The 26,049-nt window shown below is 70.6% G+C and carries 22 protein-coding genes; 10 read left to right on the top strand and 12 right to left on the bottom strand.

The window, feature by feature from the left end:
- Positions 1-10: 10 nt before the first annotated feature.
- Complete coding sequence (locus AB0J90_RS15860; protein WP_363596350.1) at positions 11-2,185, bottom strand: ATP-dependent DNA helicase; 2,175 nt, start codon at positions 2,183-2,185, stop codon at positions 11-13.
- Between the two features lie 101 nt (positions 2,186-2,286).
- On the opposite strand from AB0J90_RS15860, the gene AB0J90_RS15855 reads away from it, so the two are divergent.
- Positions 2,287-2,790 carry a DUF402 domain-containing protein gene (locus AB0J90_RS15855; protein WP_363596348.1) on the top strand — a complete coding sequence of 168 codons (504 nt, stop codon included), beginning with the start codon at positions 2,287-2,289 and terminating at the stop codon, positions 2,788-2,790.
- A 37-nt stretch (positions 2,791-2,827) separates the two neighbouring features.
- Here the strand turns inward: AB0J90_RS15855 and sigJ are convergent, their stop codons facing one another.
- Positions 2,828-3,829 (bottom strand): RNA polymerase sigma factor SigJ, encoded by a 1,002-nt coding sequence (sigJ, locus tag AB0J90_RS15850; protein WP_363596346.1) that lies wholly within the window; start codon positions 3,827-3,829, stop codon positions 2,828-2,830.
- 190 nt (positions 3,830-4,019) lie between these two features.
- On the opposite strand from sigJ, the gene AB0J90_RS15845 reads away from it, so the two are divergent.
- The 3 genes from AB0J90_RS15845 to AB0J90_RS15835 all read left to right on the top strand — a co-directional run bounded on the left by AB0J90_RS15845 (position 4,020) and on the right by AB0J90_RS15835 (position 6,791).
- Positions 4,020-4,922 (top strand): PPK2 family polyphosphate kinase, encoded by a 903-nt coding sequence (locus tag AB0J90_RS15845; RefSeq protein WP_363596344.1) that lies wholly within the window; start codon positions 4,020-4,022, stop codon positions 4,920-4,922.
- A gap of 153 nt (positions 4,923-5,075) precedes the next feature.
- The gene (locus tag AB0J90_RS15840) at positions 5,076-5,702 is read left to right on the top strand and encodes a DUF47 family protein (RefSeq protein WP_326562319.1); all 627 of its coding nucleotides are present in this window, start codon (positions 5,076-5,078) and stop codon (positions 5,700-5,702) included.
- Between the two features lie 75 nt (positions 5,703-5,777).
- Positions 5,778-6,791 (top strand): inorganic phosphate transporter, encoded by a 1,014-nt coding sequence (locus AB0J90_RS15835; protein WP_363596342.1) that lies wholly within the window; start codon positions 5,778-5,780, stop codon positions 6,789-6,791.
- Between the two features lie 116 nt (positions 6,792-6,907).
- Here AB0J90_RS15835 and AB0J90_RS15830 read toward each other — a convergent pair whose 3' ends face one another.
- Positions 6,908-7,903 (bottom strand): Gfo/Idh/MocA family oxidoreductase, encoded by a 996-nt coding sequence (locus AB0J90_RS15830; RefSeq protein ID WP_363596340.1) that lies wholly within the window; start codon positions 7,901-7,903, stop codon positions 6,908-6,910.
- Positions 7,904-8,302: 399 nt separating this feature from the next.
- Positions 8,303-8,812 carry a hypothetical protein gene (locus tag AB0J90_RS15825; protein ID WP_363596338.1) on the bottom strand — a complete coding sequence of 170 codons (510 nt, stop codon included), beginning with the start codon at positions 8,810-8,812 and terminating at the stop codon, positions 8,303-8,305.
- A 299-nt stretch (positions 8,813-9,111) separates the two neighbouring features.
- Between AB0J90_RS15825 and AB0J90_RS15820 the strand changes: the two genes are divergently transcribed.
- Positions 9,112-9,999 carry an NUDIX hydrolase gene (locus AB0J90_RS15820; RefSeq protein ID WP_363596336.1) on the top strand — a complete coding sequence of 296 codons (888 nt, stop codon included), beginning with the start codon at positions 9,112-9,114 and terminating at the stop codon, positions 9,997-9,999.
- A gap of 116 nt (positions 10,000-10,115) precedes the next feature.
- On the opposite strand, the gene pstB is transcribed toward AB0J90_RS15820, so the two are convergent.
- The 7 genes from pstB to AB0J90_RS15785 form a co-directional block, all read right to left on the bottom strand.
- Positions 10,116-10,892: a phosphate ABC transporter ATP-binding protein PstB gene (pstB, locus tag AB0J90_RS15815; protein WP_326562324.1), complete on the bottom strand. Its 777-nt coding sequence runs from the start codon at positions 10,890-10,892 to the stop codon at positions 10,116-10,118.
- A gap of 20 nt (positions 10,893-10,912) precedes the next feature.
- The gene (pstA, locus tag AB0J90_RS15810) at positions 10,913-11,995 is read right to left on the bottom strand and encodes a phosphate ABC transporter permease PstA (RefSeq protein ID WP_363596334.1); all 1,083 of its coding nucleotides are present in this window, start codon (positions 11,993-11,995) and stop codon (positions 10,913-10,915) included.
- Entirely contained in the window at positions 11,992-13,089 is a 1,098-nt protein-coding gene (gene pstC, locus AB0J90_RS15805; RefSeq protein ID WP_363596332.1) for a phosphate ABC transporter permease subunit PstC, read from the bottom strand. Before pstC ends, pstA begins: the two co-directional genes overlap by 4 nt.
- Positions 13,090-13,133: 44 nt before the next feature.
- Complete coding sequence (gene pstS / locus AB0J90_RS15800; protein ID WP_363596330.1) at positions 13,134-14,237, bottom strand: phosphate ABC transporter substrate-binding protein PstS; 1,104 nt, start codon at positions 14,235-14,237, stop codon at positions 13,134-13,136.
- 212 nt (positions 14,238-14,449) lie between these two features.
- Positions 14,450-15,391, bottom strand: coding sequence for a mycothiol synthase (mshD, locus tag AB0J90_RS15795; protein WP_363596819.1), 942 nt, complete (start codon positions 15,389-15,391; stop codon positions 14,450-14,452).
- Between the two features lie 68 nt (positions 15,392-15,459).
- Positions 15,460-16,530, bottom strand: a complete 1,071-nt coding sequence (locus AB0J90_RS15790) for a polysaccharide deacetylase family protein (protein ID WP_363596328.1) — start codon at positions 16,528-16,530, stop codon at positions 15,460-15,462.
- Positions 16,531-16,698: 168 nt separating this feature from the next.
- Positions 16,699-17,427 carry a response regulator transcription factor gene (locus tag AB0J90_RS15785; RefSeq protein WP_326562328.1) on the bottom strand — a complete coding sequence of 243 codons (729 nt, stop codon included), beginning with the start codon at positions 17,425-17,427 and terminating at the stop codon, positions 16,699-16,701.
- 261 nt (positions 17,428-17,688) lie between these two features.
- On the opposite strand from AB0J90_RS15785, the gene AB0J90_RS15780 reads away from it, so the two are divergent.
- From AB0J90_RS15780 to AB0J90_RS15760, 5 genes are all read left to right on the top strand, one after another.
- Positions 17,689-18,795, top strand: coding sequence for a hypothetical protein (locus AB0J90_RS15780; protein ID WP_363596326.1), 1,107 nt, complete (start codon positions 17,689-17,691; stop codon positions 18,793-18,795).
- 244 nt (positions 18,796-19,039) lie between these two features.
- Positions 19,040-19,753: a DUF2993 domain-containing protein gene (locus tag AB0J90_RS15775; RefSeq protein ID WP_363596817.1), complete on the top strand. Its 714-nt coding sequence runs from the start codon at positions 19,040-19,042 to the stop codon at positions 19,751-19,753.
- A gap of 81 nt (positions 19,754-19,834) precedes the next feature.
- Positions 19,835-19,912, top strand: a complete 78-nt coding sequence (locus AB0J90_RS15770) for an Ms5788A family Cys-rich leader peptide (RefSeq protein WP_311202345.1) — start codon at positions 19,835-19,837, stop codon at positions 19,910-19,912.
- Positions 19,913-20,075: 163 nt separating this feature from the next.
- Positions 20,076-20,924, top strand: coding sequence for a sulfurtransferase (locus AB0J90_RS15765; protein ID WP_363596324.1), 849 nt, complete (start codon positions 20,076-20,078; stop codon positions 20,922-20,924).
- A 3-nt stretch (positions 20,925-20,927) separates the two neighbouring features.
- Positions 20,928-21,248 (top strand): DUF1416 domain-containing protein, encoded by a 321-nt coding sequence (locus tag AB0J90_RS15760; RefSeq protein WP_326562332.1) that lies wholly within the window; start codon positions 20,928-20,930, stop codon positions 21,246-21,248.
- A 159-nt stretch (positions 21,249-21,407) separates the two neighbouring features.
- Here AB0J90_RS15760 and AB0J90_RS15755 read toward each other — a convergent pair whose 3' ends face one another.
- Positions 21,408-25,799, bottom strand: a complete 4,392-nt coding sequence (locus tag AB0J90_RS15755) for a S8 family serine peptidase (RefSeq protein WP_363596322.1) — start codon at positions 25,797-25,799, stop codon at positions 21,408-21,410.
- Between the last annotated feature and the right edge of the window lie 250 nt (positions 25,800-26,049).

Raw genomic sequence — 26,049 nt, 5'->3', positions numbered from 1 at the left:
GCAGCGTGGGTCACTCCTTGGCGAGGCGTTGCAGGGCGCCCCGGGCCACCTCGGGCCGGGTGGTGTACCAGAACGGTGGCAACGAGCGGCGCAGGAAGGCGCCGTAGCCGCGGGCGGTCTCCAACCGGGAGTCGAGCACCGCGACCACGCCCTTGTCGCCGGTCGACCGGATCAGTCGACCCACACCCTGGGCCAGCCGGACCGCGGCGATCGGCACGCTGACCGCCGCGAAGCCGGACCCGCCGGAGGCGTCGACCGCCGCCGCGCGGGCCGCCGCCAGCGGCTCGTCGGGCCGGGGGAACGGCAGCCGGTCGATCACCACGAGCTGGCAGGCATCGCCCGGCACGTCCACGCCCTGCCAGAGCGACATCACACCGAACAGGCAACTCGCCCGATCCTCCCGAAACCGGCGGACCAGCAGCGGCAGCGACTCCTCACCCTGGAGCAGCACCGGAAGGTCGGTCCGCGCCCGGAGCAGCTCCGCGGCCTGCTGCGCGGCCCGTCGGGAGGAGAACAGCCCGAGCGTACGGCCACCGAGCGCGGTCACCAGTTCGAGCAGTTCCGTACCGGCCGCGTCGGGCAGGCCGGAGGCGGCGGGGCGGGGCAGGTGCGCGGCGACGTACAGGATGCCCTGCCGGCCGTAGTCGAACGGTGAGCCGACGTCGAGCGACCGCCACCCCGAACCCGATTCGCTCTCGATCAGGGCGGCTTCGCCGGCAGCCTTCGGCGAAGGTCTGGCCTTCCGCGCCGGGGCGGTCGAGGCGGCGAGCGCCGCGGCGGCCGGCGACGGCGGGTCCACGGTCACCGGGCCGAGGCCCAGGGCGCGGGCCACGGTGTCGAACCGGCCGCCGAGGGCCAGCGTGGCGGAGGTCACCACGACGGTGCGCTCGTCGTACAGCTCGTTGGCGAGCATGCCGGCGACGGAGAGCGGCGCGACGACCAGGGCCCGGCGTCCCGCCCCCGGACCGTCCGACTTCTCCACCCAGGCCACGTCGTGGTCGCCCTCCTCCAGCAGCCGCTGCGAGGTCTTGGACAGGTCGTCGAGGACCGCCTTGGCCTGCTGCTTGCGTACCGGGTCGGGGTCGTCGGCCTTGATGTCGCCGACCTTGTCCAGGGCGGCGCGGGTGGCGGCGTCGAGCAGGGTGCACGCCTCCCGCAACGGACCCGGCAGCCCGGCGGTGATCCGGCCCGCCGGCACCTCGGCCAGCCCCACCGCGAGCGCGTCACCGGCGGCGATGAGCGATTCGGCGATCTCCGGGGTGAGCAGCGGCCGGGCCCGGCGGGCGGCCCGGTCGACCAGCTCCGGTACGAGTTCGGCCTGGGAGGCGGAGGAGACGCGGTCGGCCAGCTCGTGCGCCTCGTCGACCACCAGCAGTTTGTGCGGCGGCACGATGTGCCGGTCGGCGAGCAGGTCGACGGCGAGCAGGCTGTGGTTGGTCACCACGATGTCGGCCTCGCGGGCCCTGACCCGGGACGCCTCGGCGAAGCACTCCGGCCCGTACGGGCACCGCCCAGCACCGACGCACTCGCGGGCCGGCATCGACACCAGTCGCCACGCCTGGTCGTCGACGCCCGGATCGAGCTCGTCCCGGTCGCCGGTCTCGGTCTTGTCCGCCCAGGCGCGCAGCCGCTCGACCTGCTTGCCCAGCCGGCCCGCCTCACCGAGCCACTTCATGCCTCCGCCGCGCCCGGGCGTGTCGAAGAGGGTGTCCTCCGGCTCGTCCTCAGTGGAGTTGTCCAACCGGGCCAGACACAGGTAGTGGTGCCGGCCCTTCAGCACCGCGAACGTCGGCCGGCGGCCGAGCACCGGCTCGACCGCGTCGGCGAGCCGGGGCAGGTCGTGCTCGACGAGCTGGGACTGCAACGCCAGGGTGGCGGTGGAGACGACCACCGGCCCGTCGACGGTCAGTGCCGGCGCGAGGTAGGCCAGCGACTTGCCGGTGCCGGTGCCGGCCTGCACCAGCAGGTGCTCGCCGGTGGCGATGCTCTCCTCGATCGCCGAGGCCATGAGCTGCTGACCCGGCCGGGCCGAGCCGCCGGGCACCGCGCCGACCGCGGCGGCGAGCAGTTCGTCGGTGCTCGGCCGACCGGCACGCCGCCGCCGACGGGTGGCCGGTGCCGGGGCCTTCGCGGGATCGGCGCTCCCGGAGTCGGCGGTGTTGTTGGCGGTGGTCGGAGCGGTCACCGTAGGACCGTACCTGGCCGTCCCGACACCGACGGTGCAGCGCGGCTGGCGAAGGTTCTTCGCACGGGCGCGGAGTGGGCGGCATCGGTTAGGGTGCGGGCATGTCGAGCGATGTGGTCCGGGTCGTTTACACCAAGTACGACGGCACCGCGCACCGGGACTACCCTGCCCGCCGGCTGACCGAGGACGACCTGGGTGTCTGGCTCGGGGTGACCGCCGGCACCGAGTCGGTCTACCACGGTCGGCCGTCCGTGGAGCAGATCCCGTTCGTGCTGCTCGTGCCGCACTCGGCGTGGTGGACCGGCATGTTCAACCCGCCGCCGCGGACCAGCGAGGTCTACTGTGACATCGCCAGCCCGGCCCGCTGGGAGGGTGACACGGTCAACCTGATCGATCTCGATCTCGACGTGGTACGGCGCCGGGGGACCGGTGCGGTGGAGTTGCGCGACGAGGACGAGTTCGCCGACCACCGGGTCCGGTTCGGCTACCCGGAGGACGTGGTCGTCCAGGCCGAGGCGGCTGCCGAGTGGCTCTACGACGCGCTCGGCGACGGGACCGAGCCGTTCGCCACGGCGTACCGGAAGTGGCTCGCCCTGGTGCTCTGAGCGTCACCACCGGGCGGCCGTGCCGGAGCCGGCCGGGTCAGCGTTGCGCGGGCCACTGCGGCGCGTCCGGACCGAGCGCCGGCACCTGGCTCAGCTTCTCCGGGTTCAGCTGGTGGAAGATCCCGGTGATCTTCCCGTCGGCAACCGTGTACCAGGTCACCAGGCGCAGCCGTCCGTGGTTGCGGTATTCCCCCTCGACCTGTAGCCCGAGCGTGCCGTTGACCAGGACCGGCAGGGCTCGCGCGCCGGTGGTGTCGAGCACCGTACGGCGGACCAGGCCGAGCGCGAACCGGGCCACCCGCAGCACCCCGACGACCGGGTTACGAGCGCTCGGCGCGTGACCGCCGCCGTCGCCGACGAAGACCACGTCGGGGGCGAGTACCGCGACCAGCCGGTCGAGGTCGCCGGATTCGGTGGCGGCGAGGAAGGCGGCGACCACCCGCTGCTGCTCGGCCAGGTCGGCGGTGTGCCGGGGCCCGCCCTCGGCGACCGCCCGCCGGCCCCGCGAGGCGAGCTGCCGGGCGGCCGTCGGTGTGCTGTGCAGCACCTCGGCGATTTGGGTGAACGGCACCGCGAAGACGTCGTGCAGCACGAACGCGACCCGTTGTTCGGGGGTGAGTCGTTCCAGCACCACCAGCAGCGCGATGCCGACCTCCTCGGTCTGGGTGACCCGTTCGGCCGGATCGGGGGCGAAGCCGCCGGCGTCGGGGAGGTGCCCGGCGGCGCCGGGGGTGGCCAGGCCGGGCGTGTCGGGCAGCCGGCTGATCACGGGTTCGGGCAACCACTGACCGACGTACGCCTCGCGGCGCACCCGGGCCGAGCGGAGCAGGTCGAGACAGATGCGACCGGTGGTGGTGGTGAGCCAGCCACGCAGTTCGCGGATCTCGGCGCGGGCCGCCGGGTCGGCCAGTGCCCGCGCGTAGCGCAGCCAAGTTTCCTGGACCGCGTCCTCGGCGTCGGCGCGGCTGCCGAGCATGCGGTACGCCACCGCGGTCAGGTGGTCCCGCTCGGCCTCGAACTCGGTCGCCAGGTCGCGCACGGCCGCCCCCCTGCCTGGATCGTGCTCCCGGTCGATGCTCCGCCGCGAATTCTCCCCCCACGCCGATCGAACCGGCCAACGCGCTGGTCCGTCTGGCGCAGGCTGGCGGGTTGTGACTCGGGGCTCGCGTCGCGGCGGGGCCTCCGGTCGGCGATGATCGGGGTATGACCAGTTGTGGTGTGGTGCCGGCATGAGCGAGCCGAGGCGGTCCGTCCGCGACCTGCTGCGGGTGCCGGCCGGCGGGACCGGCTTCGACCTGGGTGCGATCCACCCGCGTACGACGCCGGGGTTGCCTCGGGCCGGGGTGGTCGGCACCGATCCGAAGGCCTGGGCGCGGGCCCGGGTGCAGGAGATCGGGGTGGAGCTGGGTCGGCAGCAGGAGATGCTGTTCGCCTCGGCGAAGGTCGACCCGGCGTCCGGGCGCCGGCTGCTGCTGGTGCTCCAGGCGATGGACGCGGGTGGCAAGGACGGGACCATCCGGCGGGTGGCGGGCACGATGAACCCGCTGGGCCTGCAGATCAGGTCGTTCGGGCGGCCGACCGAGAAGGAACTCAGCCACCACTTCCTCTGGCGGATCCGCCGCGCGCTGCCGACGCCGGGATACGTCGGGGTGTTCAATCGATCACACTACGAGGACGTCCTGGTGCCGCGGGTGGAGTCGTTGGTCCCCGAGCACACCTGGCGGGCCCGGTACGACGAGATCAACGAGTTCGAGCAGGAGTTGGCCGACGGCGGGGTGACCCTGCTGAAGGTCTTCCTGCACATCTCCTACGACGAACAGTTGGAGCGCCTGCGCAGCCGGCTCGACGACCCGGAGAAGCACTGGAAGTACGAGCCGGCGGACGTGGACACGCGCGCCCGCTGGGCCGACTACCAGGCCGCGTACGCGGAGGCGCTGGCGCGTTGCAGCACCTCCGGGTCGCCCTGGTTCGTGGTGCCGGCGAACCGGAAGTGGTACCGCGACTGGGCGGTGGCGAGCCTGCTTCGGGAGACCTTCGCGGGCATGCACCTGACCTATCCGGCGCCGAGGTTCGACGTCGATCGGGAGCGGCGGCGGCTGCTCGACATGCGCCCGGAGCCGGCTGAGGTCTAACCGCCGTTAGATGAACAGCAGGTAAACCGACGGTGAATCACACCTGGCCAGAGGTGGGCCGGTGGTTGCGCGATTTTGTCGTTTCCTAGCATTCCCCAAGGCAGGTCCGTTGACGCCCGCCACCCCCACCGCCGACGCGACGAGGTCCGTGCCGTGAAGTTTTCCTTCCGCCCCACCGAGGGCGCCTTCTACGAGCTCTTCACCAGGGCCGCGCAGAACCTGGTGCGGGGTACCGAGCTGCTGAACGAGCTGGCCCTGCCCGGTGTCGACGTGCAGTCGGTGAGCGAGCGGCTCACCGAGGTCGAGCACGACAGCGACCAGATCACCCACGACCTGTACAAGAAGATCAACTCGACCTTCATCACGCCCTTCGACCGGGAGGACATCTACCGGCTCGGGTCCCTGCTCGACGACGTGATGGACCACCTCGAGGCGGTCGGCAACCTGCTCTACCTCTACGGGCTGACCAAGCTGCCGTCGCTGCCCCGGGAGATGCACGAGCTGGTGAACGTCCTCGACCAGCAGGCGAAGCTCACCGCCGAGGCGATGCCCCGGCTGCGCTCGATGCGTGACCTCGAGGACTACTGGATCGAGTGCAACCGGCTCGAGAACGACGGCGACCAGGCGTACCGGATGCTGCTGGTCCGGCTCTTCTCCGGCGAGTACGACGCGTTGACCGTGCTGAAGATGAAGGAGGTCGCCGACGAGCTGGAAGCGGCCTGCGACGCCTTCGAGCACGTGGCCAACACCGTCGAGACCATCGCGGTCAAGGAGTCCTGATCCCGTGACCGAGCGAACCATCGCGCCGCCGCAGGCGCCCCCTCCGATGGTCCGTACGCCCGACGGAGCCAGCGCGTGAGCCCTGAACTGATCGCCGTACTCGCGGTGATCGCCGTTGCCATGCTCTTCGACTACACCAACGGCTTCCACGACGCCGCGAACGCGATCGCCACCAGCATCTCCACCCGGGCACTCACGCCCCGGGTCGCGCTGGCGATGGCGGCGCTCGGCAACTTCATCGGCGCCCACCTCGGCGGCAACGTCGCCAAGACCGTCGGTGACGGCCTGGTCGAGCTGCCCGCCGGGATGGCCAGCCTCGGCGTGGTCTTCGCCGGGGTACTGGGAGCCATCTGCTGGAACCTGCTCACCTGGTACTTCGGCATCCCCTCGTCGTCCTCGCACGCGCTCTTCGGCGGGTTGGTCGGTGCCACCCTCTGCTCCGGCATCTTCAACGTCGGTGGATCGGTGCTCTGGGACGGCATCCTGATCAAGGTGGTCCTCCCGATGGTGGCCTCGCCGCTGGTCGGGTTCGGGCTCGGCGCGCTGATGATGCTCGCGGTGATGTGGGTCTTCCGCAGGGGCAACCCGGCCAAGCTGAACCGGGGGTTCCGCTGGGCCCAGACCGTCTCGGCGATGGCGATGTCGATCGGCCACGGCATGCAGGACGCGGCCAAGACCATGGGCATCGTGGTGCTGGCCCTGTTCGCCGGTGGTTACCAGGACAGCAAGACGCACATCCCGGAGTGGGTGTTCTGGACCTCGGCGACCGTGCTCGCGCTCGGCACGTACGCGGGTGGCTGGCGGATCATCCGTACCCTCGGTCGGAAGATCATCGACCTCGGCCCGCCGGAGGGCTTCGCCGCCGAGACGGTGGCCAGCATCGTGCTCTTCACCACCTCCCGGCTCGGCCTGCCGATCTCCACCACGCACACCATCACCTCGGCGATCATGGGTGTCGGCGCGACCAAGAAGCTCTCCGCGGTCCGCTGGGGCGTGGCCGGCAACATCGTCACCGCCTGGATCCTCACCTTCCCCGCAGCCGCCGGCATCGCCGCCATCTGCTACTTCGCCGTCCGCCCTCTCTTCTGAGCGGACGCCCAAGCACGCACTTGTAGAGATTGAGGGGCTATCCGCACGCGGATGGCCCCTCAATCTCTGAATCTGTGCCCCCGAAGGGGTATCTGTGCCCTGAAGGGGCGGGCGGGTCAGGGGTAGGTGACGTTGATCTGGCTGCGGATGGTGTCGAGGAGGTCCATCACGTCGAGGGTGACGGCGTGGGGGACCAGGGGACTTTCGCGGAGGCCGGCGGTGAGGCAGCGCTGCACCTCGGCGGCCTCGTACTGGTAGCCGTTGCCGACCAGCTCGGCCGGCAGCAGCTCCGGCTCGGCGCCGGCTCGGTGCAGGGTCGCCCCGCTCGGGCGGAAGAACGGCTCGCCCAGCTCGATCCGGCCGGTGGTGCCGGTGATCGTCGCGGTCAGCGGGCTCGCGCCGACGATGCCGCAGCTCAGCGACGCGACCGCGCCGGAGTCGTACCCGAAGACGACGCCGGTGTTCTCGTCCACCCCCTCCGGGCCGAGCGCCGCCCAGGACCGGATGTGGTCCGGCCGCCCGAGCACCAGGTGGGCCAGGCTGATCGGGTAGACCCCCAGGTCCAGCAGGGCCCCGCCGCCCAGCGCCTTGGCCCGCATCCGGTGCTCCGGCGGGAACGGCCCGGCCACCCCGAACGACGCCTGCACGGCGGTCACCGAACCGATCGCGCCGTCCGCGATCAGGTCCAGCACCCGCAGTACGGTCGGATTGCACCGCATCCACATGGCTTCCATCAGGAAGACGTCCCGCTCACGGGCGGTCTCGATCAGAGTGGTGCTCGTCGGCAGGTCGAGGGTGAACGGCTTCTCGCAGAGCACCGCCCGGCCTGCCTCCAGCAGCGTCATGGTGGCGTCGTAGTGGGCAGCGTGCGGGGTGGCCACGTACACCACGTCCACCTCGTCGTCGGCGGCGAGTTCCGCCCAGGAGCCGTACGCCCGGGGGATGTCGTGGTGGTCGGCGAAGAGTCGGGCCGCGTCGAGCGATCGGGAGCCGACCGCCACCACCTCGGCGTCCGGTACGAGTCGCAGGTCCTCGACGAACGTGGCCGCGATGTGGCCGGTGGCCAGGATGCCCCAACGTGTAACGCGCTTGGGGTCAGCTTGCTGATCCATGTCACCCCTTCAACTACGGGCCGCCGGCTACCTCCGGCAAATGTCGCACCCGTGAGAACAGCCCGAAGCATCCCCCGTGACCCGGCACAACGCCAACCGCGCCCGCGCCGAGCAGATGGGCGCCGGCTTGGGCCGGGTCGTGGGAGGACATCGGCCGATTCGTCTCCTGCGGGGTGCGGTCGGGTACCTGGACCCGTGCGGCGCTGCGTGAACAAAGCCGACTTGGCGATCATGGCGCGCGAGTCGGCCGGGTTCAAGGCCGTGGCGTAGCTGGTCGAACATCCCTCGTAGCGCCGTACGTCGATCTCCGTCTCCAGTTACAGCGCTCCGGTCATGTTCTCGATGTAGACCCACTCGCGGTCGTGGACGTACGGGGCGTCCATCACGGCGAATGCGCCGTCATTCGGCCTCGAAGCCACCGCGTTCCCGGGCAACGGCGAGCCACTCCAGCCAACTGACCCACTTCAAATCGACTTGCAGGGAAGCGCGTTGTTCCGCCGGAACCTGCGCGTAAGCCGCCAATGCCTCGTCGATCTCGCGTGTGGTCACCAGCCAGCGATCGTTTGACTGGAGCTTGAAGGCGGGGATGCCAGTCATACCCGGGGCGGTCTGGGACCGCCAGCGAAGGTCTGCCGCGGCTCGGTCCTGTCGCGCCTGTTCGTCGCCGGGAATGTCGGCCTGGATCGTCTCGGTTATAGGCTTCGCCTCGTAGCCCATCCCAGTAAGCCGCATCTTCTCGTTGATGTCGTGAAACCGGCGGTACGGGAACTCCGAGGGCCCACGGCTGCGGAGACGGTGGAGGTTTTCCTCGCAGTCGGGGTCGTGAGCACAGGGTCGGCCCGAATCTTGGCAAGAGTCGAGCTGGTATCGAGCTGCCGCTACGTCGGCCAGTTCCAGATCGATGCCCACGCCCCGAGGGTCTTGCATCATCCGCTCAGGGGCAAATCGATTTCCGAGACGGCCGACAACCGGCTCCGGTAATGAACGAGTCAGCCGGCCGAGCGGCTAAGCGTGACGCGCCGCGCCCGACGGTGTTGCGTGGGAACGCCGTAGTGACTGGGCGGTGCCGCAGTCGGGCGGAATGCTGCGCCCGGCGCTAGGGCGGGCACGGGCGACGCCTGAGGGCGTGGTGCGAGCACCCTGGTCGGCCCCGACCCCTCCCCGACCGGCACGTCCACCAGTCAAGATCGCCGGTTAGGCTCGGCGGCATGACTATCGACAGCGGTGGGTCGCCGATTCGACCGGCGGTCACCCCGGCGACGTACGTCGCACCGGAGTCGCTGGTCGAGCACGCCCGCCGGTTCTACGCCGAGGGCGGGCCGCCGGCCACACCGAGGATGGCCGCGACCGTACTGCTGGTCCGCCCGGCCCCGGCCGCCGACGGCGAGGCCGGGGACGACTTCGAGGTGTACGTCATCCGCCGGCTCGCCGCGATGACGTTCGGCGGCATGTACGCCTTCCCCGGCGGCGGCGTCGACCCGTCCGACTCGCGGGCCGCGCTCGACTGGTCCGGTCCTCCGGCGGCGAGCTGGGGTGACCGGCTGGGGCTGGCTCCCGACGCAGCCCAGGCAGTGCTCTGTGCCGCCGCGCGGGAGGTCTTCGAGGAGGCCGGGGTGCTGCTCGCCGGACCCGGCGCGGGCACCATCGTCGGCGACGTGAGCGGTGCCGAGTGGGAGTCGGCCCGGCAGGCGCTGGTCGACCGGCGGGCGAGCTTCGCGGACCTGCTGAGCGAGCAGCGGCTGACCCTCCGGGCGGGCCTGCTGCTGCCCTGGTCGAGGTGGGTCACGCCCGAGTTCGAGCCGCGCCGCTTCGACACGTACTTTTTCGTGGCCCTGCTGCCGGCGGGACAGCGGACCCGCGACGTGTCCGGCGAGGCCGACCACACGATGTGGATCCGGCCGAGCGAGGCGCTGGCGCGGGCCGACGCGGGCGAGATCTCGATGCTCCCGCCGACCAGGGTGACGCTGGCCGAGATCGCCGCGAGCGGTGGGTTGGCCGGGCTGCCGGCCGCCTCGGCGGAGCGGGACGCCGCCACCCCGGTGCTGCCCCGGTTCGAGTTGGCCCCGGACGGCACCGGCCGGTTCCTGCTCGGCTGAGGCCCGGCCGGACGGCTCGCCTCCCGGTGGGGGGCTACGGCGGACCTGCGGATACGGAAACGGGCTCCCGATGACCCGAGCGGGTCACCGGAAGCCCGGTACGCGTGCGCTGCCGGTCAGCCGAAGCGGCCGGTGATGTAGTCCTCGGTCTTCTTCACGCTCGGGTTGCTGAAGATCTTCTGCGTGTAGTCGTACTCGATCAGGCGGCCGGGGTCGCCGGTGCGCTCGATCGAGAAGAACGCGGTACGGTCCGAGACCCGCGCCGCCTGCTGCATGTTGTGCGTCACGATGATGATCGTGTACTGGTCCTTCAGCTTGAACATGAGGTCCTCGATCGCCAGCGTGGAGATCGGGTCCAGCGCCGAGCAGGGCTCGTCCATCAGCACGACCTGCGGCTCGACCGCGATCGTGCGGGCGATGCAGAGCCGCTGCTGCTGGCCGCCGGACAGGCCCGCGCCCGGCTTGCCCAGCCGGTCCTTGACCTCGTCCCACAGGTTCGCCGAGCGGAGCGCCTTCTCGGCCGCGTCCTCCAGCACCGACTTGCGGCGTACGCCGTTGAGCTTCAGCCCGGCCACCACGTTGTCGAAGATCGACATGGTGGGGAACGGGTTGGGGCGCTGGAAGACCATGCCGATCAGCCGCCGTACAGCGGTCACGTCGACGTCGTTGTCGTAGATGTTCTGACCGTCGATGGTCAGCTTGCCGTCGACCCGGGCCCCCGGCAGCACCTCGTGCATACGGTTGATCGAGCGCAGGAAGGTCGACTTGCCGCAGCCGGACGGCCCGATCAGGGCGGTCACGGTCTTCGGCTCGACGGTCAGGTTGATGTTCTCGATCGCCTTGAACGACCCGTAGTACGCGGTGACGCTCTCCGCCTCGACACGCTTTGCCATGGTGATTGCCCCTCCGGGGTTCATCGGGAGATCTGGCTGCGGCGAGCGAGCAGCTTCGCCGCGATGGTGAGGACGAGTACGAGGGCCACCAGGGTCAGCGCGGCGGTCCAGGCCCGGTCGGGCGAGTACCGTCCCGCCTCGGTCGCCTGCCCGTAGACGAACAGGGACAGCGACGACTGGTTGTTCTCGAACGGGTTGAAGTTGATCGCCGCGGTGCCACCCGCGACCAGCAGCACCGGTGCGGTCTCACCGGCGGCACGGGCGACGGCGAGCATGATGCCGGTCACGATGCCCGGCAGCGCGGTCGGCAGCACGATCTTGAGGATCGTCTTCCACTTCGGGATACCGAGGGCGTACGAGCCCTCCCGCAGCGGTGCCGGCACGAGCCGGAGCATCTCCTCGGTCGACCGGACGATCGTCGGCAGCATCAGCACGCTCAGCGCCAGTGCGGCGGCGAAACCGGAGTAACCCGGCCGGCCGTCCGCGCTGAAGTGCGGGGAGACGATGAGCACCCAGAACGCGAGGATGAACAGACCGGCGACGATGGACGGGATACCGGTCATCACGTCCACGAAGAAGCGGATCGTGTTGGCGAACCGGCCCCGGCCGTACTCGACGATGTAGATCGCGCCGGCCACACCGAGTGGAACGGTGATCAGCGTGGCGATGCCGACCTGCTCCAGCGTGCCGATGATCGCGTGGTACGCGCCACCGTTCGCGTCCCGGGCGCCGATGTTGTTCATCGAGGTGCCGAAGAAGTCGCCGTCGAGCCGCGCGACTCCCTTGGAGACCAGCGTCCAGACCACCGAGCTGAGCGGGAGTACGGCGAGCACGAACGCGGAGTGGATCAGGGCACTCCAGGTCCGGTTGTTCGCCGCCCGCTGCCCCTCGACGTTGCGGGCCACCAGGTAGAGCGCGGCCAGGTAGAACACGGCGCCGAGGACGACCACCAGCACCCAGCCACCGATGCCGGTGCCGTAGACCACGACGGCCGCGAGGACCAGCGCGAGTACGGCGATGCCGAGCGGTGCCCACTTGGACAGCCGCCGGCCGCGCAGTTCAACCCCGGTCCCGCTGGGGCTGACCAGTGTCGAGGCGCTCATGCTGCCCCCTCGGTGAACTCGCGGCGGCGGTTGAGGATCACCCGGGCGGTCATGTTGACCACCAGCGTGATGGTGAACAGGACCAGGCCGGAGGCGATGAGCGCGCCCCGGCCGATGTCGTTGGACTCACTGAATCCGTTGGCGATGTTGGCCGCGATCGAGTTGCCGCCGGACTGGATGAGGTTGAACGAGATGGCGAAGGTGGCGCCGAGGGTCATCGCCAGGGCGATCGTCTCGCCGAGCGCGCGACCCAGCCCGAGCATGACCGCGGCGACCACACCCGGACGCCCGTACGGCAGCACCGAGGTGCGGATCATCTCCCACTTGGTGGCGCCCAGGGCGAGGGCGGCCTCCTCGTTGGCCGTGGGGGTCTGCATGAAGACCTCGCGGGAGAGCGAGGTGACGATCGGCAGCACCATGATCGCCAGGACCAGCGCGCCGAGCAGGATCGCCCGGCCGAACGGCCCTTCCCCGCCGAACAGCGGGATCCAGCTGAAGTATTTGTTGAGCCAGACCGAGAGGTCGGTGACCGGTCCGCTGAACACGTCGCGACCCCAGAGTCCGAACACGACACTGGGTACAGCAGCGAGCAGGTCGATGAGGAAGCCCAGCGTGTTGGCGATCCGCCGGTGGGCGTAGTGCGAGAGGTACAGCGCGATACCGAGGGCCACCGGCACCGCGAGCAGCAGCGCGATGACCGCGCTCAGCACGGTGCCGAAGGCCAGTGCGGCGATGCCGAACCGGGGCTCGCCCTCGTTCGGCGCCCAGTTCTTGAAGGTGAAGAAGTTCTCGTGGTTGGCCTGTAGTGCCGGTACGGCCTTGCTGACCAGGAAGATCGCGATCGCCACGATGATGACCAGCACCATCGTTCCCGCGGCCAGGGTCAGCACGCGGAATAGCTGCTCGGCGCCGAATGCGCGGCGCCGGGGCAGGGCACCGCCGCCGCCCAGTCCGCCCCCGTCGGGAGCACGGTGGGACGGTGTCGCTGAATACTCGGCCGATTGCGCCGAAGCACCGGCGGGTCGGTCGTGACTCGTCGTCACGCCCGATCCGCCGGTGCCGGCGTCGGCCGAGCGGGGAGGGGTTTCACCCATCTGCTCGCTCGCTCCGTGTGGTGTCCGGGGGCTGGGTTACCGGGTCAGGCGAGGGTCTTGACCGCGGCCTCGACCTTGGTGCGGACCGACTCCGGCAGCGGGGCGTAGCCGAGGTCGGCCAGATCGGCCTGACCCTCGCTGCTGGCCGCGTGCCCGAGGAAGCCCTTGACCAGCGCCAGCTTGTCGGCGGCGAGGCCCTTGTTGCAGACGATCTCGTAGGTCACCAGGACGATCGGGTACGCCCCGGCCTCCTTGGTGCTGTAGTCGATCGACAGCTTCAGGTCGTCGCCCTGGCCGGTGACCTCGGCGCTGGCGATGGTCTTGCCGGCCGACTCGGCGTTCAGCGCGACGAACTCGCCGGAACCGTTGGCGACCTTGGCGGTGCTGAGGGAGGAGTTCTCGGCGAACGAGAGCTCGACGTAGCCGATGGTGCCGGCGGTCTGCTTGACCAGCGCGGCCACGCCGTCGGAGCCCTTGGCGCCGGTGCCGCCCGGTGCCTTCCACGCCTTGGCCTTGCCGAAGGTCCAGTCGGTCTCGGCGGCCTTGCTCAGGAAGGCGGTGAAGTTGTCGGTCGTACCCGACTCGTCCGAGCGGTGCACGGCCTGGATGGCGGTCGACGGCAGGGTCGCGCTGGGGTTGTCGGCCTTGATCAGGGCGTCGTCCCACTTGGTGATCTTGCCGGCGAAGATCTTCGCCAGGGTGGCCGGCTTGAGCTGCAGGCCGTCCACGCCGGTCAGGTTGTAGGCGATCGCGACCGGACCGATGACCATCGGCAGGTGGATGGCCTTGCCGGACGGGCACTTGGCGTCGGCCTGCGGCTGCTCGGTGTCCTTGAGTGCCGAGTCCGAGCCGGCGAAGTCAGCGGTGCCGGCGATGAAGGACTGGATGCCCGCGCCGGAACCCGAGGGGTCGTAGTTAATGGTCACGCCGGTGCACTGCTGCTGGTAGGTCTTGACCCACTCGGCAACGGCGTTCTTCTGCGCGGAGGAACCCGCGGCGTTGATGGTGCCGGTGGCGCAGTCGGCTGCGGCGGCGGACCCGGAGGCCGAGGGCCCGGCGGGCTCGTTGTTGTCCGAGCCGCACGCACTGAGTGCAAGTGCCGCAGTCAGAGCGAGGCAGGCAAGAATGCCGTGCCGCTGGAGCTTCACCTGAGGGGTTTCCCTTCACATGGACGGAGCGCCGGGAACTGTGCCCCGGGAGCCGGCTATCCGCTGGCTACTACGCAAGTTAGAAGTGCCAGGTAGCCGGTTCGCCGGGCGCGAGTGAACGAGGGGTGAACAGGTGCGGCCGGCTAGATGGACCACAGCTGAGGGCGAGTTGTCCGTTCCGTGAACTGAGGGGCGGGAGTTCGCTACGTCCGTTATGCGGCGCGTTGGTACTGCACGTGCGTCGTCCAACGGGAAAAGCCGAGTCGCCGATAGAGCGCCACCGCTGCGGCGTTCGATTCGTCCACGTAGAGCATCACCCGGGTCAACCCACGGTCACCGAGATGACGCAGTCCGGCCGAGGTCAGCGCCTTGCCGAGGCCGAGACCGTGTGCGTCGGGTTCGACACCGACGACGTACACCTCGCCGACCGGTTCGCGCCGGACCCCGTCCGGTTCGACCGCATCCGGCTGGCCGTGCACCTTGGTCCAGTGGAAGCCGAGCAGGCGGCCGGTCGACTCCTGCACCGCGAGCAGGAAGCCGGCCGGGTCGAACCACGGCTCCGCCATCCGTACGGCAAGGTCGGCCGGCGTCCAGCGGCCCTGTTCGGGGTGGTCGGCGAAGGCCCGCCGATTCACGTCCAGCCACGCCTGGTCGTCCGTACCGGGGCGGAACGCCCGCAGGACGACACCGTCGGGCAGCGTGGGCTCGGCGATGTCCCGACCCAGCGGCCGGCGCATCTGCCACAGCTCGCGGGCGCGGGTGAACTCCAGGTCGAGGGCGAGCGCGGCCGCGGACGGGTGGTCGCCGTGCGCCCAGAGCCGCAGTTCGGTGCCGGCGCTCGCGGTGGTCAGCGCGGTGACCAGGGCGCGGCCCAGTCCGGACCGCCGGTGCTCCGGATGTACGACCAGTTCCGCCTCGGCCCCGGTCGGGTCACCGGTCCGGTCGAGTTGGGCGTAGCCGACCGCCGTGCCGGCCGGGTCGCGTACGAACAGGTGGTCGACCGGGGCGGGGTCGTCCGGCCGGAGCCGGAGCGTCACGTGTTCGGAGAGCGGGAGCGCGCCGTCCGCCCGGTCCGCCGCCCGCGCCAGGGCCAGGATGTCGCGGATCTCGGCAGGGCCGAGTCGATCGGTCCGGACTACCTCTGGCACGGCCATGGTCACTTGGCCACCGTAGCCCGCCGACGCCAGGCGTACCGGTCGGGATCACCGCAGCGAGGGTGATGTCACGGTGGTGGCAGGTGCGGCGCGCCAGTCGTGCCGGCGGCGGCCGAAGGGGTGGGCGTACCGCCGGCCGCCTCCGGCCCGGCCGCCCGCGTGTCCGCCCGGTCGGTGTCGGACGAGGTGTCCCGGGGCAGTCCGGTCGGCAGCGACTCCAACTCGAACCGGCGGAGCAGGTTGGGCAGGATGGTCTGGAGCGCGGTGATGGTCTGCTGCCGGTTGCCGCCCGCGTCGTGCATCAGCACGATGGCCCCGGCGCCGACCCCGCCCGTGACGGTCGAGGCGATGCTGCCGGCGCCGGGCCGGGTCCAGTCGCGCGGATCCACCGTCCAGTGCAGCGAGGTCATGCCGAGTTCCCAGGCGGATGCCACCACCGAATTGGTCCAGTTGCCGCCGGGCTGGCGGAAGTAGACGATCCGAGCACCCGGCACCGCCGCCCGGATGGCCGCGTTGGTACGGGTCAGATCCGTCCGGATCGCGGTCCGGGACCGCGCACCGAGCGCGATGTCGTGTGACCAGGAGTGGTTGCACAGGGTGTGGCCGGCGTCGGCGATCGCCCGTACCAGGTCGGGGTGCGCGGCGGCCTGCTGGCCGACCAGGCAGAAGGTGGCCTTGACCCGGTACTTCGCGAGCAGGCCCAGCACCTGCGGGGTGTAGCTCGGGTCCGGTCCGTCGTCGAAGGTGAGCGCTACCTCGCGTACGCCGGTGCTGATCCGGCTGCCGTACGGGCCGCCCTTTTCCAGGGCGAGCCGGGGGCGGTCGTCGGTCGGGATGGTCTCGCCGTCCGGGTTGGTGGGCGCGACCGAGGACGGGCTGGCCGACGGGGTCGCCGGTGCCGTCGTGCCGGTGGGCGAGGGCGAACCGGTGTCGACTCCGGACGGGCCCGGTGAGGCCACGACGCCGTTGCGGTCGGCCGCCGGGTCGGTGGTGCTGAGCGTACGGCCGAGCACGTACACGCTGCCGAGCACCGCGCCGCCGGCCAGGGTGAGCACCATGATCAGCCGCAGGCTGGCCGAGCCCGGTCGGCGGCGTCCGTACTGGTAGTAGGCCGACGTCCGGCCACGTATCGATGCCACTGCCGCCCCTCCTGACGCCGCACCTGAACACTTAGGGTACGTACGTTTTTGTCGGGTAAAGGGCGTTTCCAGGCATTAGACCGTTTTGTCGAGCCTGACACGCCGAACGCCACCCGGTTGTTTCACCGGATGGCGTTCGGGAGAGCTGCGGTACGGGGTGGCGCCGGATCAGACGGACATGGCCGCCGCGACGGCCGCCTCCGACTCCGACAGGGAGCGGGACGACGACGGCGGTACGACGAACTTGTAACCGACCTGGCGGACGGTGCCGATCATCGACTCGTACTCCGAGCCGAGCTTGGCGCGCAGCCGCCGGACGTGGACGTCGACGGTACGGGTGCCACCGAAGTAGTCGTAGCCCCAGACCTCGCGCAGCAGCTGGTCCCGGGTGAAGACCCGGCCCGGGTGCTGGGCGAGGAACTTGAGCAGCTCGAACTCCTTGTAGGTGAGGTCGAGCGGGCGACCCTTCAGCTTGGCCGCGTAGGTGTCCGGGTCGATCGAGAGCTCACCGGCCCGGATCTGCCCGCCGGCACCGGCGATGGCGTTGGTGAGCCGGCCCACGGCGAGCCGCAGCCGGGCCTCGACCTCGGCCGGCCCGGCGCTGGCCAGGATCACGTCGTCCACGCCCCAGTCGGCGTTCAGGGCGATCAGCCCGGCCTCGGTGACGACCGCGATCAGCGGTACGCCGAGCCCGGTGGCGTGCAGCATCCGGCAGGTGGCCCGAGCTTCGCTCAGCTCGGAGCGGGCGTCCACGAGTACGGCGTCCGGGCTGGGCCCGGCAACGAGGGTCCGGACGTCGCGGGGTGCGGTACGAATCGAGTGGGGGAGCAGGTCCAGAGCGGGCAGTACGGCCGACGGCTCGCCTGCACGCGCGGTGACCAGCAGCAGGATCTCCACACATCACCTCCGTCCCGGCGGCGCATCGCCGCGCGGTGGGCCAGTGTGTCTCCGGCTCATGGCCGGCTGGCGTCACTGGTCAATGGTGTCGGTCCCGGCGTCGCTGACGGGGCGGGGTAAGGCCCGAGCTTATCGGATCCGTTGCGGGTCGATCCCGGGTGATCGCCCCTTCAGCTGTGTTCTCTGCCTCAACGGGGGAGGTTTTTACCTCCCCGTAACCAGAATCCGTGCGTCTGCGGCCCGATCTGGCACGATCAGTGCGTGTTCCCCTCGACGTCACCCGAGACCGGTCGCGATTCCTGGGCCGACGGGCCCCGTACCGGGCCGGCCGGACCAGCGCCAGGTCCTGCCCCCCGCGGCGGTTACCCGCCCGCGCCGGGCCCGTCCGGCATGCCCTACGACGAGCCGCCGGTCGCGGTGGAGGAGGAGCCGGAACTCGAGACCGGCCGGCGGCGGCTGCGCGGCAAGCGCGGCTCCGACGACCCCGTACCCGGCAGTGGCCTCGACCCGGACACCGACGACGAGGACGAGGAGGAGATCGAGCCGGTCCCGATCCGCCGTCCGCTCGCGTTGGCGGTCGCCGGCTTCGCCGGCCTGCTCGGCCTCGGGCTGGTCTTCGGCGCGCAGACCTCCGGCCCCGGTGCCCGGGTCCCGTTCGCGCTGGTGGTGTTCGGGGTGCAGTTGCTCTACATCCTGGCCTGGACGATGGCGATGCGACCGCCCGCGCTGCCGCTGGTGGCCGGGGTTTCGGTGGCGGTCGCGGCCGGCGCGGACGTGGCGGCGATCGTGCCGGACGTGGCGGCCCTCGGGCCGGTCGGCTTCGTGGCGGTGGCCGGCTTCGTGGCCGGCGTACTCGGCCAGCTGGTCCGGCGGAGCGACCGGGCACGGGTCACCGAGTCGCTCGGTGCCACCCTGTTGATCGTGATCGGGGTGGTCGCGTTCGCGAGCCTGATCGTGCTCAGCCGGCTGCCGATCGGCACCCAGGCAATCTTCGTCTGCCTCGGCGGGAGCGGGGTGGCGCTGGTCGTGGCCCGGCTCACCGACGCGGTGCTGCCCTGGCCCCGGCTGGCGCCACAGGTGCCCCGAGGTGCGGCCGGGGTGGTGCTCGGTGCGATGCTCGGCACCCTGGCCAGCGGCCTGATCGGCGGCTACGTGGTCGGCTTCACGCCCACCAGTGGCGCGATCGTCGGCCTGGTCGCCGCGACCGCGGCGGTCCTCGCCGACCTCGGCGTCGGCTACTCCGAGGCGGGACGTCTGATGGCCGGCGAGCCGCCGACCATGTGGGTGGCGCGGCACATGCAGGGCCCGCTCGGCGGCTTCGCCCTGGCCGCCCCCGCGGCGTACGCGATGAGCGTCTTCTTCCTCTGACACACCGACATGGCAAGCACGGCCCGGCCATAGGGGATCATGGGCTTTCCCGGGTTGAGCCTGACGCGGGCCGGGTACATAAGCGGTTCCCGATCGGTTGCTCCGCCGATCCGGGCAGGCGGAGGCGGGTGGCGTGGCAGAGAGTTATCCAGCACAGGGTGAGAGTTATCCGCGGCGGTTGCCCCGGTCGCACCGGACCGAGGACCGCCCGCGTCGGCGGGGTCGCAAGGTGCTGATCGTCCTGATGATCCTGCTGCTGGTGCTCATCGCCGCGCTGGTGGTCGCCGACCGGTACGCGGTCGGCTTCGCCGAGCGCGAGATCGCCACCCGGATCAGCCAGGAGACCGCCCGGCAGGGCATCAAGACCGGCCCGCCGGACGTGACGGTGAACGGGACGCCGTTCCTCACCCAGGTGGTCGCCGGCAACTACCAGTCGATCGTGATCGTGCTGCGGGACGTGGAGGCACCGGTCCCCGACATGCAGGCCACGGTGGCCCTGCCCGAACTGCACGTCGACGCCCGGGACATCGCCGCGTCGATCAACACCCTGCGTACGGGCCAGGGGCAGGTGACCGCCGGGACCGTCAACGGCACCGCGACCATCTCGTACGACAGCGTGGTGAAGCTGATCGACCAGCCCGGCATCCGGTTGCGCGAGGAGGGCGGCAAGCTCCTGGTCGACGCCCCGCTCCAACTGCTGGGGCAGCAGTTCACCGTGCACGGCGCGGCCAACGTCAAGATCGAGGGCGCCGAGGTGGCGCTCAGCTTCAGCAACGTGACCGTGGACGGACTGCCGGAGATCCCGCTGGCCCGCCTGGCGGTCCAGGAGGCGGCCCGCCAGATCGGGTTCCGGGTGCCGCTGCCGGAACTGCCGTTCAACCTCCAGGTGCAGGAGGTCACTCCGCTGCCCGAGGGGCTGGCGGTACGGGCCACCGCGAAGGACGTACCGATCAGCTAGACGGAGTTCACCCGATCGTCGCTGTCCCGGATCGTGGTTGCCTGGTGACGCGAATATTTCCGGCTGGTAAGCTCCCTGCCCATGGGGACGCTCCTCACCAAACGGCGCGCGGTCGACCTGTGCCGCGTGGCCACCTGCCTGTGTCGCCCCGTCATCTGACGGCGGGGCTGCTCTCGCGTACCCTCTGATTTCCTCACGCCCGGCAGCGGCGCCGTCGCACGAACCCGTGATCCTCTCGCTATGGGTCCCGCGCGTGGTGCGACGAAAAACATCGATACCCGCGCTGGCTCACCAATCCGTCATCCTTATTAGGAGTGATCTGATGAGTCGCGACACCGCACTCGTCTCGGCCGACTGGGCCGAGAAGAACCTCGACACCCCGGGCGTGGTCTTCGTCGAAGTTGACGAGGACACCACGGCCTACGACGGCGGCCACCTCGCCGGCGCGATCAAGCTCGACTGGCGCAAGGACCTCCAGGACCCGGTACGCCGGGACGCGGTCAACAAGGAGCAGTTCGAGGCCCTGCTCTCCGAGCGCGGCATCGGCAACGACGACGTGGTGGTCCTCTACGGCGGCAACAACAACTGGTTCGCCGCGTACGCGTACTGGTACTTCAAGCTCTACGGCCACCGCGACGTGAAGCTGCTCGACGGCGGTCGCAAGAAGTGGGAGCTGGACGCCCGTCCGCTGGTCAAGGACCAGGTCTCCCGCCCGGCCACCCAGTACGTCGCACAGGAGCCGGACCTGAGCATCCGTGCCTTCCGCGACGAGGCCGTCGCCGCGATCGGGGTCAAGAACCTGGTCGACGTCCGGTCCCCCGACGAGTACGCCGGTCGCCTGCTCGCCCCCGCGCACCTGCCGCAGGAGCAGTCGCAGCGGGCCGGTCACATCCCGACCGCGGTCAACGTGCCGTGGTCGAAGGCGGCCAACGAGGACGGCACCTTCAAGTCCGACGACGACCTGCGCAAGATCTACGGTGAGGCCGGGCTGGACGACGGCCTCGACACCATCGCGTACTGCCGGATCGGCGAGCGCTCCTCGCACACCTGGTTCGTACTCAAGGAACTGCTCGGCCACCAGAACGTGAAGAACTACGACGGATCCTGGACCGAGTACGGCTCGCTCATCGGCGTGCCGATCGTGCTCGGTGACGAACCGGGGAGGGCCTGAGCCATGACAGCTCCCACCGCCGCCGGTTGCGCGGCTCCGGACCAGTCGGCTCCGCTGCCGGCCGGCCTGGACCTGAACCGGGAAACCGTCATCACCGGCGTGGTACGGGCCGACTCGGGCGACGCCGTTCCCGGCGCGTACGTCCGGCTGCTCGACTCCACCGGCGAGTTCACCGCCGAGGTCGTCACGTCGCCGGAGGGCCAGTTCCGGTTCTTCGCCGCACCCGGCACCTGGACCCTGCGGGCCCTGTCCCGCCACGGCAACGGTGACGTCCTGGTCACCGCCGGGCGGGGCATCAACGAGGTCGGCGTCACGGTCGTCTGACCGACTGACAAGCAGCAGCGGATCGCCGCCCGAGCCAACCGGCCCGGGCGGCGATCCGCTTTTTTGCGTACCCCGTGCTTCCCCTAACACGGCGGTGGCCGCCGGACTCCGGGGAGTCCGACGGCCACCGTGGATCAGCAGCGGGTCAATCGGTCGGGATCAGATCCCGCCCACCCGGGTGTCGCAGGGCGTCACCGGATCCAGGTTGAAGTTGATCGTCGAGACGAAGCCGGCCGAGATGGTGATGCGCTGCACCTCGGGAATCCAGCCGTCCTTGGCGACGATCAGGTCGTACTTCCCCTTCGGCAGCCAGAGGCCGTAGGCCCCGGCGGCGTCGGAGGAAAGGGTGTAGCCGGTGTCGGGGTTGCCGTTCAGGTTCGCCCGTACCGTCGCCTTGACCGGTACGTCCGCGCCGGAGCAGCTCTCGCCGAGCACCGTGCCCTGGACCTTGCCCCAGCCGTTCGGCGGAGACACGTTCATCTCCACCGGCACCGACGAGACCGGGTACGGGGTGTCCGAGCCGAAGCCCAACTCGGCGGTGTACGTACCCGGCTGCAGGACACCGGCCTCAGCGGTGGCGGTCAGCGTGACCGTCACCTGCTTCGAGGCGCCCGGAGCCAGGGTGAAGGTGGACGGTGCCGTGGACAGCCACGACACGTCGCCACCGGCCTCGTCGCAGAGCTCGAGACCACCGAGGTACTCGGTCTCCACCGAGCCGACGAACGAACTCGGCGAACCACCGATCTTGTACGCACCACACGCACCGGCACCCCGGTAGCGGGTGAACGCGGCGTTCGGCAGGTTCTGCCAGGCACCGGTCGCCGGGTCGTACGCCACCGTCCGGTTGGTGATGGTGGCGGAGTTCGCGGTGACCCCACCGGCGATGACCAGCAGGCCACCGGCGGCGGCGTACTGCGAGCCCCACAGGTCGATCGGCAGGTCCGGCAGAGCAGACCAGGCGTTGGCGGCCGGGTCGTACTCGAACGCGTCGGTGGTGGTCGCCGTACCGGCCGTGCCACCGCCGCAGTAGACCTTGCCGCCGATGCCGCCGCAGGACATCCAGCCGATGACGAACGGGTAGTCGGCACCGGCGCTGAAGGTGCTGCTGGCCGGGTCGAAGATCACCGTGTTCTTCGTGCTGGTGCAGCTACCGTCGGCACAGCCACCGACCAGGTAGATCTTGCCGTCGAGCACCGCCGTACCGGCGGCCGAACGCGCCGCCGGGTTGGTGACGCCGGCCAGGGTGCTCCAGGAGCCCGCGGCCGGGTCGAACACGTCGACCGAGGTCACCGGGGCGCCGCTGGCGCTCCAGCCACCGAGCACGTAGAGCTTGCCACCGACGGCCGCCGCGGACGCCTTGGAGCGGGCGGTCGGCATGTCGGCGAGCGTGCTCCACGCGTTGGTCTCCGGGTCCAACACCCAGGTCTTGCGCTCGTTGCCGCTGCCGGTACCGCCACCGACGGAGTAGATCTTCCCGTCGATCACGGCTGCGGCGTTGTCGAAGACCGCGGCCGGGGTGTTGGCAACCCGGGTCCAGGCGGGGTCGATCGCGGGAGCGGCCGCCGAGTTACCGGCCGGGCCGTACGCGACGCCGTTCTGGGCCGGGCTGAGCCCCTTGACGCTGTACTCGTTGAGGGCCGCACCCGGACGGGACAGCAGTTCGAACGTCCCGTCCCGTTCCAGCACCTCCACCTCGGCCGGCGCGTTGCCGGTGTTGGTGACGGTCACCTTGGCGGTGCGGGTGCTGCCGTACGGCTGGTGCGACTCGATCTGCGGCGGGCTGACCGAGAGCCGACCGGCCTTGAGGGCGAAGTCGGTCCGCTTGACGTTGTCCGCCACCACGGCGACGTTCTTGGTCAGCGGCCGGTACGGCGACTTGCTCGCGGTGAACGGGTGGGTCCCGGTCACGCTGGAGAAGAACGAGTAGAAGCCGTCACCGATGTTCGGGTCGTCCGCCGTTGCCGCCGAGACACCCTTGTCCGCCGGCACGTCGTCGCTGGTCACGGTGACGCCGTTGAGCGCGGCACCGGTGTTCTGGTCGGTGGTGAAGCCGGCCACCAGGCCACCGGGCAGCGGGGTGCAGACCCGGTTGACGATGGAGACGTTGTCGACCTCCCACCACCAGGCGAAGGTGCCGTTGAAGCGGAACCGCACCTGGGCGGTGGCCGCCCCGGCGAGCCCGGTCAGCGGGACCTCCTCGACGCGCGGGCCGCGCCGGCTGGCCGTCTGGTGCCAGATGTTGGTCCAGGTCGTGCCGTTGGTGGAGACGTCGATGTCGGCCGTGTCGGAGATACCGACCGCCCGCCAGTCGCTGTTGAACTTCAGCACCGGCGCCGCCGCCCCGGACAGGTCCAGCGTCGGGGTGACCAGGTCGGCGTCCTGGGTGTTGCCCGTACCCAGGATGTCGCTGTCGATGATGGCGAAGTTGCCCGAGCCGCCGGTCAGGTTGCCCCGGTTACCCGGGTCGTCGAACTCCCAGCCGCCGTCCTCGGTGCGGTTGACCACGGACCAGCCGGCCGGGGTCGTCTCGGCGTCGAAGCTCTCCGAGAGCAGCGGAGCGCCCAGGGTGGCCGAGTAGCCGGCCGCCAGGCAGTCCGCGGCCACCGGCACCGCGACGTCCAGGGTCTTCGCCGCGCCTTCGAGGACGAGATCCTTGGTCACGGCCGCGTAGCCGGCGGCCTTCGCCGTCGTGGTGACGGCGTACGTGGCGTTGCCCGGCACGGTGAACGAGTAGCGGCCGGTGAACGGGTCGGTGAAGATCGGCCCACCGGGTCGACCGGCCACCTCCAGCTTGGCGTAGAGCGGCCAACCGTGGCCGGAGCCGTCGGTGACCTTGCCGGAGACCGTTACCAACTGCGCCCCGACCAGGGCGAAGTCCTTCGTCACCGCGGTTCCGTCGGGGACGGAGACGGTAGCGGTCTGGGTGTGGAAGCCGAACGCCGCCACGGTGAGCGTGGCGTCGCCGGTCGGCAGCCGCAGCGTGTACTTGCCGTCGGTGCCGGTGGTGGCGGTACGGGAACCGGCGCTGACGGTCGCGCCGGCGATCGGCTCGCCGCCGTCGGCCTCGGTCACCGTGCCGTTCACCTCACCGGCGCCGCCACGCGGGGCCTCGAAGACCGCCTCGTACGCGTTGAGCCGGCCCTCGCCGAAGGTGTTGTTGTCGTCGGCGGTGCCGCCACAGTTCAACGCCTCCACGTCGGTGGCGGTGTCGTCCAGCAGCGCCTCGGTGGCGGCGATGTCACCGCGGATCGCCGGTGCCGCCGACCAGATCAGTGCGACCGTGCCGGAGACGTGTGGTGCCGCCATCGACGTGCCGTTGAACGCCGAGTAGCCGCCGCCCGGAACGCTGGACCGGACGTTGCTGCCCGGTGCCGAGATGTTCGGCTTGGTCGAGCCGTCGATCGAGGAGGTGCCCCGCCCGGAGAAGGACGAGATGTTGTTGTTGATGTCGTAGGAGCCCACCCCGTACGCGTTGGGGTAGTCACCGGGGTTCTCGGTGGTGTTGCAGCCGAGGTCGCCGTCGTTGCCGGCGGAGAAGCTGGGGAAGATCCCAGCCGCACGCCAGGCGGCGATGGTCTGCTCGTACCACTCGTCGCCGCGGCCGCCGCCCCAGGAGTTGTTCACGATGTCGGGGCGCAGGTCGGGCCGGGGGTTCTGGCCGGTGATGTCGGTCGGGGCGACGATCCACTGGCCGGACGCGAGCAGCGACGCCTCGGAGCAGCCGTTGGTCTCGCAGCCCTTGGCCGCGATCCACTTCGCACCGGGGGCGACACCGATCTGGTTGGCGGCACCGTCGTCGCCGACCATGGTGCCCATCGTGTGCGTGCCGTGGGAGTTGTTGTCACAGGGCACGTCGCCCGGGCAGATGTTGGCCGGGTCGAAGAAGTTGTAGTTGTGGTCGAAGTTGCCACCGCCCAGGTTGCCCCGGTACTTGCCGACGACCGCCGGGTGGGTGTAGTCGACGCCACTGTCGATGCTGGCGACCACGACGGTCTCACCGCGTACGCCGAGTTCGTTCCAGACCCGCGGGGCCTGGATGTTCTCGAGGTTCCACTCGATGGCGTTGGTTCCGGCGCCCGCGGGGTCGGCCGGGGTCGGCTTGATCAGCTCGTAGCTACGGGTCGGCGCGATCCGCTCGACCTCGGGACGGGCGGCGATCGCGTTGACCAGCGCCAGGTCGCCGGAGCTGACCTGGAGGGCGTTGGCCACCCAGAACGCCTTGTAGCTTGCCTTGCGGTCCTCGAGTGCGGCCCGCAGGTCGCGCTGGGTCCGGTCGGCGGTGCTGGTGAGCTGCTCGTAGACCTTGGTGGCCCGGGCGTCCGCGTCCCCGATCGAGGCCGCGGCGCTGAGGTTGGCCTTCTCGCGCAGGTACACCGTGAAGTTGGTGTTGCCCTTGGCACTCAGCTCGCTGAGCACCTGGGGGTCGACCGCCGCGGTAGCTGCGGGTGCCGCGAAGGCCAGTGCCGGTTGGGCTGTGATACCGAGGACGACAGCCGAGACGATGGCGAATGATCGCCAAAGTCTGGATCGGCTCCCTGGTCGGTGTGACATCTCTTTCCTCCCCACTGGTCGGCGCCCCGATCGGTTCGGGACGCCTGCCGCGGCGTCGGGTTGTCCGGCACCGCGTAGCACGCGTGGGGGCCTCGTTGGACACGCAGAGCATCCCCCACATCGGCTAGGAGTCATGCTCTGGCGCATAGCGGTAGTGATCAATGGATGTTGTCGGCCAGTATTCGGGCAGTAACTGGTCGAGATGAGGGCGGGCGGGAGGAGATCATGGCATCGGTCGGTGTCGTTGTTG

The organism is Micromonospora sp. NPDC049523 (assembly GCF_040676775.1).
GTDB lineage: Bacteria > Actinomycetota > Actinomycetes > Mycobacteriales > Micromonosporaceae > Micromonospora_G.
This window is presented reverse-complemented; position numbering and strand designations above follow the sequence as displayed.

What these genes read in the sequence shown, in the direction of transcription:
- AB0J90_RS15845 (WP_363596344.1), top strand. Translation starts at nt 4,020, where the DNA reads ATGAGCGAGCCGAGGCGGTCCGTCCGCGACCTGCTGCGGGTGCCGGCC.
- AB0J90_RS15830 (WP_363596340.1), bottom strand. Translation starts at nt 7,903, where the DNA reads ATGGATCAGCAAGCTGACCCCAAGCGCGTTACACGTTGGGGCATCCTG.
- pstB (WP_326562324.1), bottom strand. Translation starts at nt 10,892, where the DNA reads ATGGCAAAGCGTGTCGAGGCGGAGAGCGTCACCGCGTACTACGGGTCG.
- AB0J90_RS15755 (WP_363596322.1), bottom strand. Translation starts at nt 25,799, where the DNA reads ATGTCACACCGACCAGGGAGCCGATCCAGACTTTGGCGATCATTCGCC.
- AB0J90_RS15775 (WP_363596817.1), top strand. Translation starts at nt 19,040, where the DNA reads ATGATCCTGCTGCTGGTGCTCATCGCCGCGCTGGTGGTCGCCGACCGG.
- AB0J90_RS15855 (WP_363596348.1), top strand. Translation starts at nt 2,287, where the DNA reads ATGTCGAGCGATGTGGTCCGGGTCGTTTACACCAAGTACGACGGCACC.
- pstA (WP_363596334.1), bottom strand. Translation starts at nt 11,995, where the DNA reads ATGAGCGCCTCGACACTGGTCAGCCCCAGCGGGACCGGGGTTGAACTG.
- AB0J90_RS15760 (WP_326562332.1), top strand. Translation starts at nt 20,928, where the DNA reads ATGACAGCTCCCACCGCCGCCGGTTGCGCGGCTCCGGACCAGTCGGCT.
- AB0J90_RS15765 (WP_363596324.1), top strand. Translation starts at nt 20,076, where the DNA reads ATGAGTCGCGACACCGCACTCGTCTCGGCCGACTGGGCCGAGAAGAAC.
- mshD (WP_363596819.1), bottom strand. Translation starts at nt 15,391, where the DNA reads ATGGCCGTGCCAGAGGTAGTCCGGACCGATCGACTCGGCCCTGCCGAG.
- pstC (WP_363596332.1), bottom strand. Translation starts at nt 13,089, where the DNA reads ATGGGTGAAACCCCTCCCCGCTCGGCCGACGCCGGCACCGGCGGATCG.
- AB0J90_RS15770 (WP_311202345.1), top strand. Translation starts at nt 19,835, where the DNA reads ATGGGGACGCTCCTCACCAAACGGCGCGCGGTCGACCTGTGCCGCGTG.
- AB0J90_RS15820 (WP_363596336.1), top strand. Translation starts at nt 9,112, where the DNA reads ATGACTATCGACAGCGGTGGGTCGCCGATTCGACCGGCGGTCACCCCG.